We start from the raw sequence: 21806 nt of genomic DNA on the forward strand, positions 1-21806 counted from the left end.
TTATTTTATTTTTTAGATGAATACCCGATACAAAATAATGTCTCTCCCTTATTCACGGGTGGTGTTCCTACTTTATATAAAATTACTCCGTCTGTTTTTGAAAGAATCTCCTGTTTCTTTTTACCAAATACATCGGTGATGTAGCCTAACACCTGACTCACATGAACAGATTCTCCACTTTTCAGATGGCTGTAAAAAATTCCGTCCTCAGGAACACGGATATAATCCTGCCGATTGAGAACTTTTGCTTTTTTTTCTGTCGTTTTAAATCCCACTCTATGATAATTTCCGGAATATTCAAGCATATTATAGACAGCATTTTTGATCATGTCAATGTTTTCTTTCTGAACGGTTCCTAATTTTCCGGCTTCAATACTCAAGGCAGTAATTCCCTGTTGAGTTGCCTGTTTAAACGCATACTTTGCGTGGTCAGTCTGTGTTAAATTATAAGGATAAGAAACAATTGGACTCATTTGAGACCTAGAAGCTAAATTTTGGGCCAACTTTGTGTTGTCCGGAGTATCTTTTCTGTCATAATAACATACAAAAGGCAACAGATCCTCATTCGCATCACCACCATGAATATCTAAAAATATTTCAGAATTAGAGATAATTTCTTTGGTAATAATGTCGGCAATCTGATCAGTTGCCGTTCCGTTTGATGAGCCCGGAAAAGCGTTATTTAAATTTTTTTGATCCAAAGGATTAATGAAAGGAGTACGCTTTTGAAAAGCCTCAACATTCGCAACAGGCACGATGATTATAGTTCCTCTAAGGTTTTCAGGTTTGATATCATTTAGTAATTCCTGAACAGCAATAATCGGTGGGTACTCGTAACCGTGAATTCCTGCTACAATACTGAAAACCGGACCATTCTGAGCACCTTTGATAACCGTAACAGGAACAAACGTTTCCTGTTGTGAAGCTGTTTTAACTGAGAATCTCAAATCTTTTCTAAATGAGCCTTTCTCATTCAAAACAGTGGCTACACTTTGTGCACTGACTGCCGCTACAAAGAACAGTACCGACGTGAAAATAGCTTTCGAAATAAAATTCATAGATTTAAAGATAATCAAATATATTTTACACTCTGGCATCGATGTTTTTTTTTGCAATTTTATTGGCGAGCCAGCTTACATAAAACAGCTGAAAGCTGTGATAAATCATCACAGGAAGAAGAAAAAGCACTTTATGATTGTCCGGAATTCCCAAAACCAACAAGAAAAGACTTCCATGCACAAGAGATTTTTTTGAGCCACAAAATGTTGTCGTAATAATATCTTTTGGTTTAAATTTTAATTTTGTAGAAATGAATTGCAAAATATGATAGACCGAAAAAAATAAAAATACGACACTGAAGGCCAAAACAAGAAAAACAATAGACGGAACAGATACAAAAATATTTTCTACAAACGCTGTAGAGAAACTTTCGTACACAATCAAAAGTATAATGAGTCTGTCGAATTCTGCGATAACATTTGAATATTTGGTGACCCATTTTTTAAAGAAGGGATTTAGTACAACTCCCAAAATAATCGGCAGTAAAACTTTGATTAATAACTGCTGAATAATCTCACCTTGATTTCCTGCTTCTGCATTTGGTTTCAGGAAAAAGCTCATGAAAAGAGGTGTTATGATAATTCCAATTAATCCCGAAATGGAAGCGTTGAAAATTGCTGAAGTTACATTGCCTTTTGCAATAGAAACCATGACCACCGAAGATGAAACCGTTGATGGCAGACTCGCCAAAAAAAATACTGAGAGCCAAATGCTGTAGTACTCCGAATCTTTGACCAAAGGGTAAAAAATGAAAACCAGTAGAGGAAAAATAAGAAACGTTCCTGATTGAATCAGAAGATGTAATTTCCAGTTTGAAACGTCTTTAACAACTTCTTTTAAATTTAATTTCAGTCCATACAGGAGGAAAATACCTGCAATTCCCCAATCAATAAAACCGGAGAGATTAACGTACTGATTATAAGATTCGTGAAAGGGAAATAATTTTGCTATCAAAACCATTACAATCAACAGAAGCAGAAAAATATTCTGTTTGTTGAATATGGTTGTCATCAACTTCATTGCTAAGAATTTTGAACATTCAATTTACAAAAAAAAACCTTGTCAGAGCTTTTAGCCCCTGACAAAGTTTTTATAAAAGTAGACTTTCCTAGCCCTGATCGCAGCGGCATCCTTTTTTGGTATTGCGATTGCGAAAAAGTTCAACAGATTGCTTCACTTTATTCGCAGTAACAAAAAAGATATAGTGAAGAGCAGGAAACAGCTTCTTAAAAAAGAACTACCTGAACCTGTTATGCTGCGTTCACTTTTATTTCACAGGTTTAATCGAGATTGCAAAACCTCCACTTCTCACCATTTTGAAAGGAATTTTCGACTTGCTCGTAATCTGCTTTTTGTAAATATTGTAGCTTTGAGGATTGTCGATATAATCTGCGTCTTTTCCATCTTCATAGATTGTCGCTTCGTATTTTTTGCCTTTATCAAGGAAAGAAAAATCAACTGTATATTCACGCTTGTTTTCGTCGGTAATTCCTCCTACGAACCAATTTTCTGTACCTTTTGCTTTCCTTGCCGTAATTACATAATCTCCAGGCTCCGCCGATAAAATTTTGGTATCATCCCAGTCTGCAGCCACGTCTTTGATAAACTGGAAGGCATCCATGTGCTTTTTGTAGTTTTCAGGTAAGTCTGCAGCCATCTGAAGTGGCATATACATCGTTACATACAATGCTAACTGTTTTGCCAATGTTGTTTTTACAAAACGCTTGTCTCCAGGGAAATAGTAATCTAACTTGGTCTGGAAGATTCCAGGTGTATAATCCATAGAACCTCCCATCCATCTTGTGAAAGGAAGAATCGTCTGGTGATCAGGATTATTTCCTCCAAATGCTTCGTATTCTGTTCCACGAGCTGCTTCAGCAGAAATATAGTTTGGATACGTACGGCTTTCACCTGTCGGACGAACTGATTCGTGAGAATTTACCATCACTTTGTACTCATTCGCCTTTTCAGCGATTCTGTAATAATGGTTGATCATCCATTGTGAATAATGATGTTCTCCTCTAGGAATAACATCGCCTACATAACCTGTTTTCACCGCATCATACCCATATTTGTTCATCAATTGGAATGCTTTATCAGCCCATCTTTCGTAGTTCGTTGCAGAACCTGAAGTCTCGTGGTGCATAATCAGCTTAATTCCTTTTGAATGAGCATACTCATTTAACATTTTGATATCAAAATCCGGATAAGGCGTAATAAAATCAAAAACATATTCTTTTGAACGGCCGAACCAGTCTTCCCAACCGACATTCCAGCCTTCAATCAGAAGTCCCTGAAAACCGTTTTCTGCAGCGAAATCGATATAATCTTTTACCTTTGTATTGTTGGCACCATGATTTCCATTCGGTGTCAGTTTGGAAAAATCAGTTTCGCCTAAACGTACATTTGATTCAGGCTGTCCATATGCCCACTGAGATTTTCCGATGATCATTTCCCACCAAACGCCCATGTATTTTGTAGGGTGAATGTAAGAAGTGTCAGTATATTTTGTCGGTTCGTTTAGATTAAAAATCATTTTAGAAGCCATTACATCCTCCGCTTTCGGAGCTACAATAATAGTTCTCCAAGGTGTCACCATCGGAGTCTGCATGTATCCTTTAGCACCCTGTCTGTCGGCTGTAAGATGAGTTTTGAATTTAAAATTCTGTGCATCTACTTCAAGATGAGAAGCCGGATAGTCTAAAACAGCTGCCTCTGCGACGTTGATATATAAAGGAGTTTTTCCTTCTACTTTCAACATCAATGGAGACTGCACTGCATTTTTGATTAGCGTCTGAGAAGCGTTGGCATCCGCAGCTTTTGCCCATCTACCCGGGATTTCAGAAACTTTTGTTTCCTGATATTGATATTCCTGAGAGTCATAATCTGCAACCATCCACCATGCTTTCATGTCTGATGGAAAATCGATTTCAGAATCTTCTTCACGGATCACGAAATAATTTAAATTTTTCTGCTGAGGAAATTCATATCTGAATCCTAATCCGTCATTGAACAATCTGAATTTTACGATAATGCTTCTGTCAGTACTTGTTTGATTAAGTGTAACCGCCAATTCGTTGTAGTGGTTGATATAATTTTTCTTCTCTCCTAATACCGGTTGCCAGGTTTCGTTTTTTGAATCAGTTTTTTCTGCTGTTTTTGTAAATCCACTATTCAAATCAAATTTAGCATCTTCAGGTTTTGCAATTTCTGAAGCAAACTTAATAGAAGATTCTTTAAAGATTCTCAGTCCTAATTTTGAATCTTCAACTACGGTTTTACCTTCAAATTTAAGATTGTAATACGGCACGCCATTCTTCAACTGGAAATCCATTTCAAATTTTCCGTCCGGCGATTTTATAGACTGTGCATTCGCAATTCCAAACATCATTGAGAGCAAAACTGCCCCGATTGTCATTTTCTTCATATTGATTATTATAAACTTTAAAAATAGAAAAAGTGCTGCCTTACAGCAACACTTTGCTATGAAAATTAGATATATTTTACAATTTTGTAACAGTGATCTTATAAAAAGCTGAATTATGTAAATCTAATTCGATTTTATAATTTCCTGATGTTGCTACTTTATAACTAGGGTCACCTGTCACAGTATCTTCTGCACTTAAGTACGTTTGAACTCCTGTTCCGGATGCCAACGTCTGGTCAGTACTTGAAGGCTGTATTTTCACTGCCCATGCATCATTGGCACGTAATTTAAATACACCTGTATTGGTTAATGCAATCGAATTGATAACATAGGTTTTTGTTGTAGGATTGTACACGAAATCTGTATCTGAGGCATAACCTGTCGGAGTTGCATCACCAATCACACCAAAATTAAGAAGTGTCGTCGAATAGGTATTTGCCGTCCAGTCAACTTTAAGATAATATGTTCCTGCTATCAAAGCTTTTATATTTTGCTCACCGGTTTCAACTAGTTTTCCTGTCAAGGTACCGTCATCACCCTTATCTCCTGCCCAATCTTGATTGATAGTAAATTTATACTCACTATTTGGCGTACTAACATAAATAAACCCTCTATACTGACTGTTTTTGCCAGGAGAAAATAAATTCGGAGTATTGGACGGAGTCCAATCTGCATATCCAGCTGCTCCCGCATATCCGCCAGGAACATTAATTTTAGGAAAAATTAAATCTGGGTTTGGAATATAGCCAGTAATATTTATTGTTAATACATTCGAATAAAATGAAGTAACATTATTTACACTTGACTTTAATCTAACCTCTATTGCCTTTGCAGAATTCGGTGCTACATTTAATGTTGCTAAAACATTGTTTAATTCAAGATGGGTTACGGAAAGTGTATTTTTATCCATAGAAACTTCCTTAGTAGCACTTGGATTAAAATTGGTTCCTGCAACAGCAAATTCTAAAGCGTTTGTAAACTGTACAGCTGGACTGAAAGTCGGATTTTTATATGTAAAATCAAGCGCCGCCTGCTCTGCAATAGTTTCATCTAAAACGATAGATGTTTTAGTGACAGATAAATTACTTGAAGAAGTATTATTAAGCGTTACTTTATCTTCATCACCTTCACAAGAAATAAACAAAGAAGATACTATTCCTAAAAGAAATATTTTAAATATGTTTTTCATTCTAAATAATTTTAGTAATTAATATCCTGTATTTTGTGTCAAATTGGGGTTGGATTGAAGCGCTGTTGCCGGAATAGGAAAAACCTTATAGTTATCAGAAATTGATGCGCCATCTTTAGCACCTCCTTTCCATGGCCACAAATATGAACCTCCTGTAAATTTACCAAATCTTATTAAATCCTGTCTTCTCATACCTTCTAAATTAAGCTCTCTTCCTCTTTCATCTAATATATTTTGAAGTGACAACGTTAAATTTCCAGCATTTGCTCTGTTTCTTACCTGATTAAAATACGTTTGAGCTAATCCCATATCTGCTCCAGCAGCACCTCTCATTGCACATTCTGCATACATTAAATAAGCATCACTTAATCTGAACAGAGGAAAATCTGTAGATACAAAGACTGAAGGAGTTCCTGTTCCTGAACTATTTACATTTTGGAATTTTATAGAAGGATATCCGTCTTTCCATACTTTGTAATCAGTCATTTCGTAGCTATGCCCTGTAGTATAAAAAAGTTTTGCCCTCTGATCTGTACTTGCATCAAGAGCTGCCGCAGAGTTTCCAAACAAACCGTACCAACCTTTACTAGCTCTGTGCCCAGCCCACGCTCCTGCGTCCGGTCCTACTGACCCATAGGTTTGTGGTGTCATTGTTTCTATACTAAGACTGCCTTGTATAATGTAAGTTGTATTTCCAAAACTCTGACTTGAAATTGCATCTGCTATTAAAGGAAATATAATTTCATTTGAAGTATTATTATCTGTTCTAAAGTTTTTGGAAAAATTACTTTCAAGACTATAACCCGCTGCGATAACTTTGTTTAGATAAGGTACCGCACTACTATATCTGTTTGCACCTGTATATACTTCTGCATTAAGGTATAATTTAGCTAATAGAAACTGTACAGTAGCTTTATTTGCTCTTCCATAAGAATTAGTAACTGGCAATGCTGTTTCGGCTTCAATTAGCTGGCTTTCAACATAGTTGAATAATTCTGTTCTGGAAGATTGTGGAAGAGGAGCTGTTGTTCCAAAATTAGTATCTGTAACCAATGCCCCTTTACCGAATAAATCAATGATATAATAATAAGATAAAGCTCTTAGGAATTTTAATTCTCCGATTGCCTCTGTTTTCTTTGCATAGTTTACATCATCTTTATTAAGAATCAGAATAAGATTAGTGGCTTGAGGTATGATATAATATAATCTATCATAAACATATCTGAAGAACTTATTGCTATCTGTCCAGTTTGAGGTCGTCGTTAACTGGTCTAGACCATTATCTCCCCATCTGTTTTTCATTCCGTCTGCTGTAAAGTCTTCAAGATTTATCAGTCCTCTGATAAAAGGTGACTCACCAGGGTCTGCACCAGCAACATCAGATTCACCCGATCCCCTAACACTTGATAATGCGTAGCTAGCATATAGTCTTGAAAGCAATCCTTCTACTGCATTTGGATCTTGCGCAATAAGTTGCTCTAAGGTATAATCATATTTTGGTTCTGTATCCAAATCCCCAATACAAGAACTCGTCGCTAACAAAAATACTGTACCTAAAGCAAGCAATTTAAATTTTATATTTTTCATTATTTGTAATTAAAAGTTAAGATTAAAACCTATAGTATACACTCGCGGTCTTGGGTAAAAATTATTGTCGACACCATTAAAGTTTTCTGGATCCATGCCTTTGTACTTAGTAATTACAAATGCATTATTCACAGAAGCATAAACTCTGATATTGGTATTTTTAAAGGCATTTTCAACTAAATATCCAATCGTTGCATTATCCATTCTTAAAAAAGAAGCATCTTCTAAAAAGAAATCCGAATAAATTACTGCATCCGTAATATTATCAAAAGGTGATGTAGCAGCATAGGAATTAGCATTATTAACTGATAAACCATTTTGTGGCACAGAACTTTGTCTGTAGCCTTGCGACAATTTTCTTGCATTGAAGACCTTTCCTCCTATTTGACCTCTCAAACTTGTACTGAAATCAAATTTTTTATAATTGAAAGATGTACTGAAGCCGTACGTCCAGTTTGGTCTTATCGCTGTAAAATACTTATCTTCTGTATTAATAATTCCATCATTATTTCTGTCTACCACAACACCCGCTAAAGGATTGCCGTTAGCATCATAAACTTGCTCGTAAACATTTGCTGAAAAAGGCTGATAACCTACTGCATTATATGCTAAGATATTACCTGTACCCACCGGTAAACCACCGTCTTGCCCCTGAATCAATTCTAACTGATCAAGATTTTTAACTTTACCTTTATTATAACCCATATTCCCGGAAATACTCCAGATAACATGATCTGTTTTTATTGCATTTAAAGTTAAGTTTAGTTCTACCCCACTGTTTTCGGTACTTCCAATATTTCTCACAAATTCATTTGTTAAAAACTGCCCTGCCGGATACGGTACTTTAGCTAACAGATCACTTGTTTCCGTATGATATACATCTAAGCTTCCAGTGATAAGATTATTCTTAAATAAAGAGAAATCTAATCCGGCATTCATGGTAGTAGCTTTTTCCCAAGTAAGTTCATCATTGAAAGGTATTGCGCTGTAAGTTCCGATTCCCGGAAAATATTGTGATCCTGCATTTCCTTCTTGAAATAAAGCTCTTGATGGATAATAACCTGCAATTTGCGTGATATCCTGCTGACCAGTTTGTCCCCATCCTAATCTTAGTTTCAACTCTTTTACACTTTTAGAATCTTTCAGGAAATTTTCTTCAGTAATCTTCCATGCAAAAGCAACTGATGGAAAGTATCCCCATCTGATGTCTTTTCTAAATAATGAGGAAGCATCTGCTCTCAACGTAGCAGTAAACAAGTACTTATTCACCAAATCAATATTTGTTCTTCCAATGAAAGACTGAAGATTAGTTAAATTATAATAGTTGTTGTTCGGATTTAATAACGGAAACTGTACAAAACTCTCTCTTAAACCACTCTCATTATTGTATCTGAACTGATCTTTATGTCCTTCATTTCTAAAGCTTTGATAAGAGTATCCTCCTTGAATCAAAAAATGAGAAATAAAACCTGAAAAATTCTTTTCGTAAACTAAATATGAATCCAAGGTTTTGTTTAATATATTTTGTCTTTCTCTATAGTCTACCCCAGGATTAAAAACATAGTCATTTGGTGTCACTGCTTTATTAATAAGCCTGTAGGTTTGGATAGCATTATCACCATACACTGTTTCAAGATTAGATTCTGACGTTTCAATTCCTAAATTTACAACCGCTCTTAATTCCGGTAAAAAATGCATTTTGTAATCAAGTTCTACATTCCCAAGTAATTTTTTTATTTTCTGAGGAGAGTTTCGTTGAAGTAGAACAGCCAAAGGATTTGACTGTCCAATGGTTGTATACTGATTACTTACTAAAGCAGTATTCTGATAAAAACCTCCAAATCTATTGTAAGGATTTCCGTTTAAACCCGTTTCAGAAACATAAATTGGTTTGGTAGGATCCATCGATATTGCTCCACCTATCGCCGCATCCTGATCAACAGCATTTAAATCTGAAATAATACCTTTGGCATTAACATCAATTTTTAAATGCTTATCAAATAACGTTGGTGTTACTCGTAATGCTCCAGAAAACCTTTCATAATCACTCGTTTTAACAACACCTTCTGTCCTGTTATAACCTAATGATAATCTTACCGGTAACTTTTTATCAAATAGTGCTCCAGACAAACTTACATTATTATCGGTAGATACGGATGTTCTGTAAATAGCATCTTGCCAATTGGTATCGTAAATTGTACCTGTTGTAGTGGGTGAACTTGCTAATCCTGCCACACCAAGTTTCCACCTGCTTTGTGGGAAGTATTTACTTACATAATCAACAAACTCAGAAGAATTCATTACATCGGCAAATTTTGTAACCTCACCAACAGACATGTTGGTACTGAAATTAACCTTCAATTTACCTCCTCCTTTTTTCGTAGTTATTATGATTACACCATTTGATGCTCTAGACCCATATATAGCTGTTGCTGAAGCATCTTTTAATATGGAAAAAGACTCAATATCATTTGGGTTAACTAAATTTAGAGGATTTGCAGAACCTGCAGCAGTCACAAAATCTAATGGTACTCCATCAATTACAATTAAAGGATTATTTTGTGCAGAAATAGAAGAACCTCCTCTTATTCTAATATTTGGAGCAGAATCTGGTGAGCCACCACTATTTGTGATCCTGACTCCAGGTGCCTTTCCATTAATTAATTGATCTGCAGAAACAATCGCTCCCTTATTAAATTCTTTTTCAGTAACTGAAGTAATTGCCCCAGTCAAATCAGATTTTTTCTGCTTTCCATACCCAATCAATACAACCTCCTCAATTGCTTTCTCCTTAGTTGTAGAGTCTTGTGTCTGCGCGTGCATCATGGAACTTGCCAATAAAAATGCAGGTGCAATTTTTAATACCGTTGTAAAATTTTTCACAAATATTATTTTTATATAGTTTCTTTTTGTCTGAAAATAACTGCCACAGCAGTCTTGCAATTTAGAAAAAAATTATAATTATCTTAATTTTATATTAATTTTCGTTAATATGTTGTAAATTAAACCATCTATTTTACTTAAAACACTCAAATACAAATACTTAAATACAATTATTCATCGCATAACATCATCCTAGAAGCTTTAAAAAATTAAACAAATGTTTAACTATTTAATCTATCATTTTGAGATGATACCAGAATTTGGCACATAAACCATTTATAAAACAGGTATTCCCAAATTATCTTTATCTTTGCAGACTTAAAACTATACTATAAATGTCAAACAGAAAGATGATTACGGCGGCTTTGCCATATGCAAACGGACCGGTTCATATTGGGCATTTGGCGGGAGTTTACATTCCTGCAGATGTTTATGCAAGATTTCAAAGAAGATCGGGAAAAGATGTTGCTTTTATCTGTGGATCAGATGAGCACGGAATTCCTATCACCATAAGAGCTAAGAAAGAAGGAGTTACTCCACAGGACATTGTCGATAAATACCACGAAATCATCAAAAAATCTTTTGCAGATTTAGGGATTTCATTTGACGAATATTCGAGAACGACATCGACTAATCACCGTGAAACAAGTCAGGATTTCTTCAAAGTACTTTACGAAAAAGGGAAATTTACAGAAGAAATGTCTGAGCAGTATTTTGATGAGCAAGCCAATGAATTTTTAGCAGACCGCTACATTGTAGGAACTTGTCCGAACTGTGGTAACGAAAATGCTTACGGAGATCAGTGTGAGAGATGTGGCTCTACCCTTTCGCCATCAGAATTGATCAATCCAAAATCAATGCTGAGCGGAAATGTTCCTATTTTAAAAGAAACTAAAAACTGGTATTTACCATTAAACGATTACGAAGATTTCTTAAACGAATGGATCATTGAAGGTCACAAAGACGACTGGAAACCCAACGTTTACGGACAGGTAAAATCATGGTTAACCGATGGCTTGAAACCTCGTGCGATGACCAGAGATTTGAACTGGGGCGTTCCTGTTCCTCTTCCTAATGCAGACGGAAAAGTGTTGTATGTTTGGTTTGACGCACCGATCGGATATATTTCTTTCACCAAAGAATGGGCAGCGAAAAACGGAAAAGACTGGAAAGATTACTGGCAAAGTGAAGAATCTGATTTAGTTCACTTTATCGGAAAAGATAATATTGTGTTCCATTGTATTATTTTCCCTGCAATGATGAAAGCTCATGGAGATTTTATTATGCCTAAAAATGTTCCTGCTTTTGAATTTTTGAATCTTGAAAACGATAAGATTTCAACTTCAAGAAACTGGGCGGTTTGGGCACACGAATATGTGGAAGAATTCCCGGGACAGCAGGATGTTTTGCGTTACGCATTGCTTTCTTCAGCTCCTGAAACAAAGGATAACAACTTTACATGGAAAGATTTCCAGGCAAAAAATAATTTTGAGCTAGTAAATAAATTCGGAAACTTCATTAATAGAGTAATTTCTTTCACTAACAAAAATTTCGAAGGAAAGGTTCCGTATGGTACTTTAGATGATGAAAGCAAAAATGCTATCAAAATTGGAATAGATGAAGTAAGTAATCATTTAGAAAAGTATGAGTTTAGAAATGCTTTAAGTGCATTTATGAGACTTGTTGATTATGGTAATTTGTATCTTCAAAATGCTGAACCATGGAAAACTATTAATAATAATCCAAACGCAGCTGGGCAAACCATGTTTGTTGGTGCACAAATTGCAGCAGTTGTTGCACAATTATGTGAACCATTTATGCCTTTCAGTGCAGAAAAATTATTTGGATATTTTAATATTGAAAAGAAGAATTGGGAGGACTTAAAAAATTCTGAAATTCAAATTGAAGTTGGGCATAAAATTGAGGAGGCTCCTTTATTATTCACCAAGATTGAAGACAAAGTTATCGAAGCTCAAATCCAGAAATTAGAAAATACAAAACAAAGCAATAAAAAAACAAACCCTAACGCCAATCCAATGAAAGACGAAATACAGTTTGATGATTTCACAAAAATCGACTTGAGAACAGCAACCATTCTTGAAGCTGAAAAAGTAGAAAAAGCAGATAAATTATTAAAACTGACTGTTGACACAGGTGTTGATGTAAGAACAGTTGTTTCAGGAATTGCAGAAAGCTTTACCGCTGAAGAAGTAATCGGAAAACAGGTGATGATTTTATTAAATCTTGCTCCAAGAAAAATCAGAGGAATTGAATCTCAGGGAATGTTGTTATTGACAACAAAAGCTGACGGAAAATTATCTTTTGTGAGACCTGATGAAACAGTGGAAAACGGAATCGAGATCGGATAATTTCTAAATATTAAATATATCAATGGGCATTTTCTGATGCCCATTTTTTCTGAATAATGGTCAAAAAAAATGTTTTAAGTAAACTCTCCAATAAGGAACTGGAAAATTATTTAAACCCCGAAAACCGCTTCGTTCCTGAAGCTGTTCAGATAGCGTTTGAAATTCTTGAAGAAAGGGGACGGATTTTCAATGAATCAGAAAAAATCAACATTCAAAATATTATTCAGCAAAAAATAGAAACTGAAGCAGCAAAAAAGCACGAAGAAACAGAAAACTGGAAAGATCATATCACAACTGATCTATCCGCTGTCAAACTATATTCAAGAACATTGATTTTAGTTTCAAGCTTTTTTTTGGGAACATTTTTTGGAGCAGTTTTATTAAGTTTAAATTTCTTAAAATTAAAAAAATACATTCCTGCAGTTTTCACATTTCTGTTTGGAACGATCTATCTGACTTTACAACATTACGCTTACAATTTTTTGGTCGAAAACCATTTAGTAACCACATCAAAATACAGCTTAAGAACTTTACCAATTATTGTAGGTCCGATAATTTTAATTCTAATTTGGGTAACTGCGATGCCTAAGAAAATCGTGTACAGATCCCAATCTTACTTACTTCCTATTCTGTTTGCAGTCATCATGTTGTTTCTGATTGTCAACAATTATTACGGGTTATTTTCAAGCTACTTTTTAATGAGATTTTCTTAATAAAATTTATTTACAATTTAATCCAACTTAAAATGCAGTTAAACTTAACTTTTCTTAAATCCTTAATAGACCTTATTGGTTAAAAAAAGCATTGAAATTGCTTTGCTATTCTCGCAATGACAAGGGTTTTATTTTTTAGTCAATTTAGCCAAATAAGAATCTTCATCCTGCAAAATCATTTCAATTTTAAAACCATTATTTACTGCTGCATTTTGTAAAGTATTAAAATCAAGATATAGCCATTTGATCGGGTCTTCAGACTCGTTTTTATAGTGAACCACATAATCTAGTTCTCCATAATATCCGTTTGCCGGAATCAAAAAACCACCATCTTCATCGGTGTCAAACATATACAAAATATCGGTGCTGTCGATCAAGATTTGTCCGTTTTTATTTAATAAAGAATGAAGTTTTTTGAGGTAAATATCAATCACGTTCAGACTTTGAAAAATTCCAGTTCCATTCATTAGCAAAAGAATAGTATCGAAAGTTCCACCAGAAAATTCGAGCATATTCTGAGCAACGGCTTTCTGAATTCCTCTCAATTGGCAAACTTCAATCGACTTTGGCGAAATATCCAATGCAGTAACATCTAAATTTCTTTCATTCTGAAGATACAACGAATGCGAACCCGCTCCTGCTCCGATGTCAAGAATTTTCCCCTGAGCTAATTTCAAAGCTTTTTGTTCGATTTTGTTCATCTCTTCAAAATCTCTGAAAAGATAGTCTACCGGAAGCTCATCAAGTTCGGAAATTGAAGTTTCAGTCTGCATATCTTCAGGATTTTCGTTTTTGAAATAATCCCAGATTGCACGTCCCATTAAGTCTTTCATAACAACATTTAAAGCTGTAAAGATAGAAGTTTAAGCAGAAAAAATTTAGATGAGACTTAAAATTTAAAATTATACACTTTCATGAGAATTAAGTTTATTTATATTTGCCAACAAAATTATGTCTAAATTTAAACTATATGATGAAAATTAAATTAGCTGTTTTACTCTTAACAGTCAATGCATTATCTTATTCTCAATCTTTAGAATTCGGATTTAACGTCGGAACAGGAGCAACTTATCTGGTGGAAAATTCTGATGAAAATGTGAATATTAATTACAAAACTCCTGCAACAATTTCGACCGATCTAAAATTCACACCGGAAAATTCAAATTTCGGAGTTGTTGTAAGATATCAATTCACGGGTACTTCTGTTGACGGAAATAAATGGTTTGATCTTTCAGAATCATATTTTAAAGCGCGTGTGAATGACAACACATTTCTTCTTTTGCTGGAATATCTAAAAAGAAATGAGAAAAAATTAAACTTTGGAGCAAATTTCGGAATGGGATACACAAAACAGATCATTAATTTTGAAAATGAAGATTTGCCGACTAATAATAGTTTTCCGAGTATACAAATTGGCGGTTTAATAAATTATAAACTCAACAATAAGCTTTCTCTGAAACTACAGCCAAGCTTCCAATTCTTTGACCCGATAAATGGTTTAAGCAATAATAAATTAAATTTAGCAAAAGAAGATATTCATTTTCTGATGCAATTAGGTATTTCTTATCAATTAAAGTAGATTTAAATTGTTTCTTTAACGTCTAATTTTAAATAAATTTTTGTCATTCTTTGGAAATCTAAATAAAAACCTTTCAAGTGATTGGTTAAGATTTCAGAATGACAATTTATTTGGGCAAGATCCTTATTCCTATCACTGTCATAAGTATTTTCTATTTCCAGTATATAGTATTGGTACAAAATTTCCCTAACTTGTCTTTTCTAAAAACGAGATTCATCTCATGACAGATAAACAATTTAATTTTCAACAGGGTTTTACATTCAGCAAACACGTTCCGGAAGAAATATCACATTTTGACCGGGTTTTTGATGTGTTCAAAGATTTGTTGACACACACTTCCGGCGATATTGAAGAAGCTTTTGAGTGGCTCGATATGCTCGATAAAGAATACGATATTTTCACCAATGAATATACGCTTGAAGATTTTGAAGAAGACCTTAGAAAGCGAGGCTACATCAAAAAAGAAGATGATTCCGAAGATGGAAATACCGGACCAGGGAAAGGTAAAAATATTCTGACCGCCAAACTGGAAGCAGCTTTGCGCGAATATGCTTTAGACCAAATTTTCGGTAAGCTTAAAAAAAGCGGTATCGGAAATCACAGAACCAACAAAGCCGGAGTCGGCGACGAACGTGATGGTGAAAACAGAAACTTCCAATACGGCGACGATTTATCGACAGTCAATATGACCGAAAGTCTGAAAAACGCCCAAATCAACAACGGAATTTCTGACCTTCGAATGACCGAAGACGACCTCATCGTAGAAGAAACCAAGCACAAAGCGCAGATGAGCACGGTTTTGATGATCGACATCAGTCACTCGATGATTTTGTACGGCGAAGACAGAATCACACCAGCCAAAAAAGTGGCGATGGCTTTGGTGGAATTGATCAAGCGAAAATATCCGAAAGATTCCATCGACATTATTGTTTTCGGAAATGAAGCTTGGCCTATTAAAATCAAAGACCTTCCCTATTTGCAGGTCGGTCCGTATCACACAAATACCGTTGCAGGATTGGAATTGGCAATGGATATTCTCCGCAGAAAAAGAAATACCAACAAGCAGATTTTCATGATTACCGACGGAAAACCGAGCTGTCTGAAACTTCCGAATGGAGAATATTACATGAACAGTGTCGGACTCGACCAGAGAATCGTGACCGAATGTCTCAATAAAGCGGCTCAGGCAAGGAAACTGAAAATTCCAATCACCACCTTTATGATTGCCCAGGATTCTTATCTCAGACAGTTTGTGAATGCTTTTACCGCACAAAATAAAGGAAAAGCTTTCCTCACAGGACTTTCAGGTTTGGGACAGATGATTTTTGAGGATTATGAGAAGAATAGAATAAAAAGGATTTGATTATGCTCTTTTGTCTTGAAACAAAAGAACCAAAAGTTCAAGACTGGAAACTCCGGCTAAAATTTTAAATAATTTCCTAAAATTTCCAAAACTCGCGCGATAGAAAATTAGTTTTATGATTTAAAATTTTTGCGCGCTCAAACAGTGGAAATTTTTTAACGGAAATTCTTTAAAATTTCTTAACGCCTCCGCTTCCTAGGTCATTTTTAATTAGTCAAAAAAAACATTCCTTTAAATAATTAAAATTTCCTTTGCTAAGTGAAACGCCTTTGCGAACGAAAAATAAAACAGTTAGTAGTAAAAAAATCTTTGCGCACTTTGCGTTAAAATATTTTACTTTCAATTAAAAATTACATCATTAAAAAATGAAAAACGATACAACATTTAAAGATTTAAAACAATCAGGATATACCGATAAAACCATTAATGAGGAAATTCAGGCGAACTTAATTGCTAAGATCAAAGGAAAAGAACCTGTATTTGAAGGACTTTGGGGTTATGAAGACTCTGTAGTTCCGCAATTGAAAAAGGCAATTTTGGCGGGACATCACATCAATTTATTAGGTTTGCGCGGACAGGCAAAAACGAGAATCGCAAGAAGCATGGTCAATCTTTTGGATGAATATATGCCTATTGTAAAAGGTTCGGAAATCAATGACAGTCCGTTTCAGCCGATTTCTAAATTTGCAAGAGATCTGATTGCTGAACTGGGGGAGGAAACTCCGATTTCTTGGGTTCATCGTTCAAACCGTTTCTTTGAAAAACTGGCAACTCCGGATGTAAATGTTGCGGATTTGATTGGAGACATCGACCCGATTAAAGCAGCCACTTTAAAACTTCCCTACTCTGACGAAAGGGTTTTGCATTACGGAATGATTCCGAGAGCGAACCGTTCGATTTTTGTATTGAATGAATTACCCGATTTGCAGGCAAGAATTCAGGTTTCTCTGTTTAATATTTTACAGGAAGGAGACATTCAGATTCGTGGATTTCAGCTGAGAATGCCTTTGGATATTCAGTTTGTGTTTACCGCAAACCCTGAAGATTATACCAATCGTGGCAGCATCGTAACACCTTTGAAAGACAGAATCGGGTCACAGATTTTCACGCATTATCCGAAAACAATCGAATTGGCAAAACATATTACCGAACAGGAGGCACAAGTTTCCGCGGAAGATAAAGCCCAAATTCAAATTCCTGATTTGGCAAAAAACCTATTGGAAGAAGTAGCTTTTGCAGCCCGTGACAGCGAATATGTAGATGCAAAAAGTGGCGTCAGTGCGAGATTGACGATCAGTGCGATGGAAAACCTAGTTGCTGCAGCGAAATTACGTTTAATAGAAACAGATGCATCAAAAACCACTGTTCGTTTGCTAGATTTTATGTCGATCATTCCATCGATTACCGGGAAAATTGAATTGGTGTATGAAGGCGAACAGGAAGGTGCAGATTATGTTGCGAAAATATTAATCGATAAAGCCGTAATGGTACAGTTTGAAAGTATTTTCCCAAGAATTTCTAAACTGGAAAAAGAAGGAATAAAAACGCCTTACACCGATTTAATAAAGTGGTTCAACAAAAATCATTTGGAGCTGAATTACACCGATACCGACGAAGAATTCTACAACAAACTTAACAGCATTACTCCTTTGGCAACGGTCATTGAAGAAAATGCTTCTGAACTAAGTGAAGAAGACAAAAACTTCTGCAAAGAATTGGTGTTATGGGCATTGACGATCAGCAAGAAATTAGATAAGTCTGAAAATTCTAATGCGTATACTTTTGATTCTGCGGATATTGGACAGTATTTGAGAAATTAGAAAAATTGAATTAAAATAATCAATCCCCGGAATGAATTCTGGGGATTTTAGTTTTAACCTTACTGCTCTAAATAAAATACTTCATTTTACATATTTAATCGATTGACATTTTTGCAGATTCCTTCCATAAGTAATTAGGTATCGGTTCATTAAGTTCCCATTTTATGTTCATTGGTTTTGAGCCATCACTATCAATAAAACTACCTTCTCCAACGAAAACATAACCATTTGTATTTTTGAATTCGTTTGTTGATTTTTCTCTTATAAATAAAAGTATTATTTTACCTAACTTTTCATGATTGATATATGTAAGTCCTTTACCAATATCATTTCTTGTTTGATTTTGTGATTGCCAATGAAATAATGTTTCACTGATAGCATAATCATCATATAAAGTTGTTGGTGAGTAATCTTCTTCGGATTTTATTAGATCAATAAATAATAACTCTGTATTAAGATCTTTATTTTCAGCAACACCTACACCAATTGCATTAGACGATTTTTTTTCAAATGTTGACATTTTAAATGCAACTAAAATTTGATCTCTGGTATATCGCGAATGTAACTTTAAAGGTTGGTGATAAGGCAAATCAACATCGAGTTCCTTGAAACCAATCTTATCAATTAAAATTTCCAGCACTTCTATAATTTCATTTATCAAAGTCTGATTTTTTCCTATTTCTCTTATACTTTCTTCTAAACTTCCGAAACCTCCTGCTTTTTGCCAAATGTCGTAATGAAGCATTAAAAGCATTGTTTTTTCATTCTCAGTAAAATCCTCAATTCGTATATCGAAGGACCGTTTGGCAATTTCTAAAATAAAATTAAAGTAACTCACAGAATTGGTTGATAACCATTTCTTGCTAATTGCTGAGTAGATTTGTCTCTCATCGTTATCCTCAAAATCTTCGATGACAACAGCTCTTTGGCAGAGTCTATACCAACTTCCTTTTTTATAAATAACTTCAAGCGGAATATGATACAGTTCTGTAAAGTTCCTAAGTGTCAATGGCAAAGTAGTCTGATACTGAAAATTTATTATTTTGGCAATTATTTGATTAACATTGAGAGAAGTGGCTTTCCTGATATTTGTAAGAATCACTTCTTTCGTTTTTTTCTCTAAAACTATTGAGCAACCTAAGGGCAAATGTGGGAAATCGTCTTCAATTTCCTTTTGTACAGAAGTTGTGGTCTTCCCTATCAAAGCCCGGAATTTACTTTCAAAATCATATTCAGGTCTTGCATTTCCAACAAAATCTAATACTGTTAAACAATCTTTTCCTTCTGCTAAGCGAAGACCACGACCTAACTGCTGAAGAAAAACAGTTAAGCTTTCAGTAGGTCTCAAAAACAAAACGGTATCAATTTCCGGAATATCAACACCTTCATTGAATATATCAACGACAAACAAGTAGTTGAACTCTTTTTTTCTAAATCTTTCTCTAAGTACATCTCTGTCGCTAGCATTCTTAGAGGTTAGAAATTCAGCTTTAAGATCAGCTTGATTGAATTTTTGAGACATATACTCAGCATGATTAATATTTACACAAAAACCTATTGCCTGAACATCCTTCAAATCTGTTGTATACTTCTGAAGATTATTAATGATTTCACCTACTCGCGCTTCATTTTTTATATACAAGCCAGCGAGCTCATTTACTGCATATTTTCCTTTTTCCCATTTCACATTTGTTAAATCAATACTGTCTGTAATACCAAAATATTGAAAAGGAGTTAACAATTTTTTATTCAGAGCTTCGGGAAGTCTAATTTCCGCTGCCACACGGTTACAAAAATCTTCAAGAATATTTTCATTATCCATTCTCTCTGGTGTAGCTGTCAATCCAAGCAAGACTTTGGGCTGGAAGTAATTTAAAAATGGCCTGTAACTGGAAGCCGGTCCATGATGTGCTTCATCTAATATGATAAAATCAAAATAATCCTTTGAAAGATTTAGATCTTTTAACCTATTATTCAAAGTCTGTACAGAAACAAATAAATACTCATGCGATCTTGGCTCGAGTCCGTCAACCCACAAATCGCCAAAATTATTATCCCTCAACACTCCTTGAAAAGTTGCTCTCGCCTGTTGCAAGATTTCTTTTCGATGTGCAACAAAAAGCAATTTTGCCGATGTATTATTGTTTCTGAAGTTTTTGTAATCAAATGCCGAAATAACAGTTTTTCCAGTACCTGTTGCAGCAACTAACAAATTTCTGTCTCTGTTATGTACAGTACGTTCAACCTCCAGCTTTTCAAGTATTTCACTTTGATAATGAAAAGGTTTAATATTGAAATATGAAGTTGCAAAATTATATTCTTTTGAAAATTTTCCGTGCTTCAATGCATCAACTAATTTTATAAAATGAGTTTCTTGTTGATAAGACTCAAACTCTGAATTCTGCCAATATGCTTCAAAAGTCTTTCTAAATTTATCGATGATATGGCTAACTTCTCTGGTTGTAATTTTTAAGTTCCACTCCAAGCCATCAGTTAATGCTGAGCGCGAAAAATTAGATGAGCCGATGTAGCCTGTATGAAAACCTGTATTGCGTTGAAACAAATAAGCTTTCGCGTGCAATCTTTCATTTCCCGTATTGTAAGAAACTTTGACTTCTGTATTTTTTAACGATGAAAGGAATTCTACTGCCTTTGCATCTGTTGCTCCTATATAAGTTGTAGTAATGACTCTCAAGATTCCACCTCTGTCAGTAAACTCTCTCAACTCACGCTCAAGAATTCTTATACCTTTCCATTTTATGAATGAAACTAAAAGATCAATTTTATTCGACGATAGTATTTCTTTTCGTAGCTCACTTTCCAAAGTTGTGCCTGAGTTTCCGCCAGTAAAAAGTTCGCTGTGAATTAATCTGGTATACGGAGTAATTGTTTTTAAATGAAGATCTAAGTCTGTAAAATGAGCATCAACGTTTGTAAAGACTGCTTTCAGTATCTTACCTTCAGTTTCAATTAAATCATCTTCAAACTCTTCTTTTTTCAGTTCTTCTTTTAAAAATAGAATGATTTTGTTTGCAATCTCAATTTGAATTTCTAGAATGTCTTCGCCTTTTATCAAATTAAAGGCCTGTTTAATTGTTTTACCAATATGCTGAGATAATAAGTGAGCTGCCTCTGCTTTGTCAATCGAAATTTTCTTCACCTGAAAATGATCTTTCTCAAGCGCATTTAATTTTTTGCTGATGAGTTGCGTCACTAACTCCTCATAAAGTCCTTGATTCATAGTTTTTATTTACATTTAAATCTCCCATTCATAAATAGATAAAAGGATCTAATAGAATGCAATATAGAAAACTTTCAGGCATTTTGCCAATTTATTAATCTAATGAATGCTATACGGGTCTACAATCAAAATTTTTGATTTAACTTTAAAGTAATGCAAACCAAAACGATTTTAAAAAGTGTAATTGTATACTATTTTTCCAGAAAGTTTATAACTAGGATACGACAGACTTTCCTGAGTGGCTTTTCAAATTTTCTGCTATTAGTTATCTTTTGATAATATCAACCCTTCATCTCTGTTAAAATCTCTATTATAATAACCAAATATTTCAGGCTTAATAGAACAGAACAATATCGATTTCACGAAGTCTGAATAGACCATTTTCGCAATGACAAAAGATCGTCATTTTATTTAGATTTTGAAAAAGTAATATCGAGAAATTTTTGATTCAGGGACTATCTATTGTTCATAAGTTCTCGATACATTTTTCTTCGCTTTGCGTCGAAAAGCACTCGAACTGACGAATGACGGACAGTACAACAAAAATCATCTAGATCTTCAAATCCCACGCGACAT

At 34.7% G+C, this 21806-nt stretch carries 13 protein-coding genes; 5 read left to right on the plus strand and 8 right to left on the minus strand.

Annotated features, from left to right (window positions below; genetic code table 11):
- Positions 1-5: 5 nt before the first annotated feature.
- From AR685_RS04545 to AR685_RS04570, 6 genes are all read right to left on the minus strand, one after another.
- On the minus strand, positions 6-1058 hold the full coding sequence (locus AR685_RS04545; protein ID WP_052187697.1) for a succinylglutamate desuccinylase/aspartoacylase family protein: 1053 nt from the start codon (positions 1056-1058) through the stop codon (positions 6-8).
- 25 nt (positions 1059-1083) lie between these two features.
- Complete coding sequence (locus tag AR685_RS04550; RefSeq protein ID WP_059124138.1) at positions 1084-2070, minus strand: bile acid:sodium symporter; 987 nt, start codon at positions 2068-2070, stop codon at positions 1084-1086.
- Positions 2071-2326: 256 nt separating this feature from the next.
- On the minus strand, positions 2327-4486 hold the full coding sequence (locus tag AR685_RS04555; RefSeq protein WP_059123873.1) for a glycoside hydrolase family 97 protein: 2160 nt from the start codon (positions 4484-4486) through the stop codon (positions 2327-2329).
- A 76-nt stretch (positions 4487-4562) separates the two neighbouring features.
- The gene (locus tag AR685_RS04560; protein ID WP_059123874.1) at positions 4563-5675 is read right to left on the minus strand and encodes a SusE domain-containing protein; all 1113 of its coding nucleotides are present in this window, start codon (positions 5673-5675) and stop codon (positions 4563-4565) included.
- A gap of 18 nt (positions 5676-5693) precedes the next feature.
- On the minus strand, positions 5694-7262 hold the full coding sequence (locus AR685_RS04565) for a RagB/SusD family nutrient uptake outer membrane protein (protein WP_047442878.1): 1569 nt from the start codon (positions 7260-7262) through the stop codon (positions 5694-5696).
- A 9-nt stretch (positions 7263-7271) separates the two neighbouring features.
- The gene (locus AR685_RS04570) at positions 7272-10145 is read right to left on the minus strand and encodes a SusC/RagA family TonB-linked outer membrane protein (protein WP_059123875.1); all 2874 of its coding nucleotides are present in this window, start codon (positions 10143-10145) and stop codon (positions 7272-7274) included.
- A 335-nt stretch (positions 10146-10480) separates the two neighbouring features.
- Here AR685_RS04570 and metG point away from each other — a divergent pair, with 335 nt between their 5' ends.
- Both metG and AR685_RS04580 read left to right on the plus strand, forming a co-directional pair.
- Positions 10481-12514 carry a methionine--tRNA ligase gene (gene metG, locus AR685_RS04575; protein ID WP_059123876.1) on the plus strand — a complete coding sequence of 678 codons (2034 nt, stop codon included), beginning with the start codon at positions 10481-10483 and terminating at the stop codon, positions 12512-12514.
- A gap of 56 nt (positions 12515-12570) precedes the next feature.
- Complete coding sequence (locus tag AR685_RS04580) at positions 12571-13227, plus strand: hypothetical protein (RefSeq protein WP_059123877.1); 657 nt, start codon at positions 12571-12573, stop codon at positions 13225-13227.
- A 128-nt stretch (positions 13228-13355) separates the two neighbouring features.
- Here the strand turns inward: AR685_RS04580 and AR685_RS04585 are convergent, their stop codons facing one another.
- A complete protein-coding gene (locus AR685_RS04585) occupies positions 13356-14060 on the minus strand; it encodes a class I SAM-dependent methyltransferase (protein WP_059123878.1) in 705 nt (234 codons plus the stop codon).
- Positions 14061-14197: 137 nt separating this feature from the next.
- On the opposite strand from AR685_RS04585, the gene AR685_RS04590 reads away from it, so the two are divergent.
- The 3 genes from AR685_RS04590 (at position 14198) to AR685_RS04600 (ending at position 17989) form a co-directional block, all read left to right on the plus strand.
- The gene (locus tag AR685_RS04590; protein WP_059123879.1) at positions 14198-14806 is read left to right on the plus strand and encodes an outer membrane beta-barrel protein; all 609 of its coding nucleotides are present in this window, start codon (positions 14198-14200) and stop codon (positions 14804-14806) included.
- A gap of 220 nt (positions 14807-15026) precedes the next feature.
- On the plus strand, positions 15027-16169 hold the full coding sequence (locus tag AR685_RS04595; RefSeq protein ID WP_059123880.1) for a vWA domain-containing protein: 1143 nt from the start codon (positions 15027-15029) through the stop codon (positions 16167-16169).
- 365 nt (positions 16170-16534) lie between these two features.
- Entirely contained in the window at positions 16535-17989 is a 1455-nt protein-coding gene (locus tag AR685_RS04600; RefSeq protein ID WP_047442870.1) for a sigma 54-interacting transcriptional regulator, read from the plus strand.
- 94 nt (positions 17990-18083) lie between these two features.
- Here the strand turns inward: AR685_RS04600 and AR685_RS04605 are convergent, their stop codons facing one another.
- Positions 18084-21230 carry a DUF3427 domain-containing protein gene (locus AR685_RS04605; RefSeq protein ID WP_059123881.1) on the minus strand — a complete coding sequence of 1049 codons (3147 nt, stop codon included), beginning with the start codon at positions 21228-21230 and terminating at the stop codon, positions 18084-18086.
- Between the last annotated feature and the right edge of the window lie 576 nt (positions 21231-21806).

Origin of the sequence: Chryseobacterium sp. JAH (genome assembly GCF_001507335.1) — a bacterium.
In the GTDB taxonomy this organism is placed as follows: Bacteria; Bacteroidota; Bacteroidia; order Flavobacteriales; family Weeksellaceae; genus Chryseobacterium.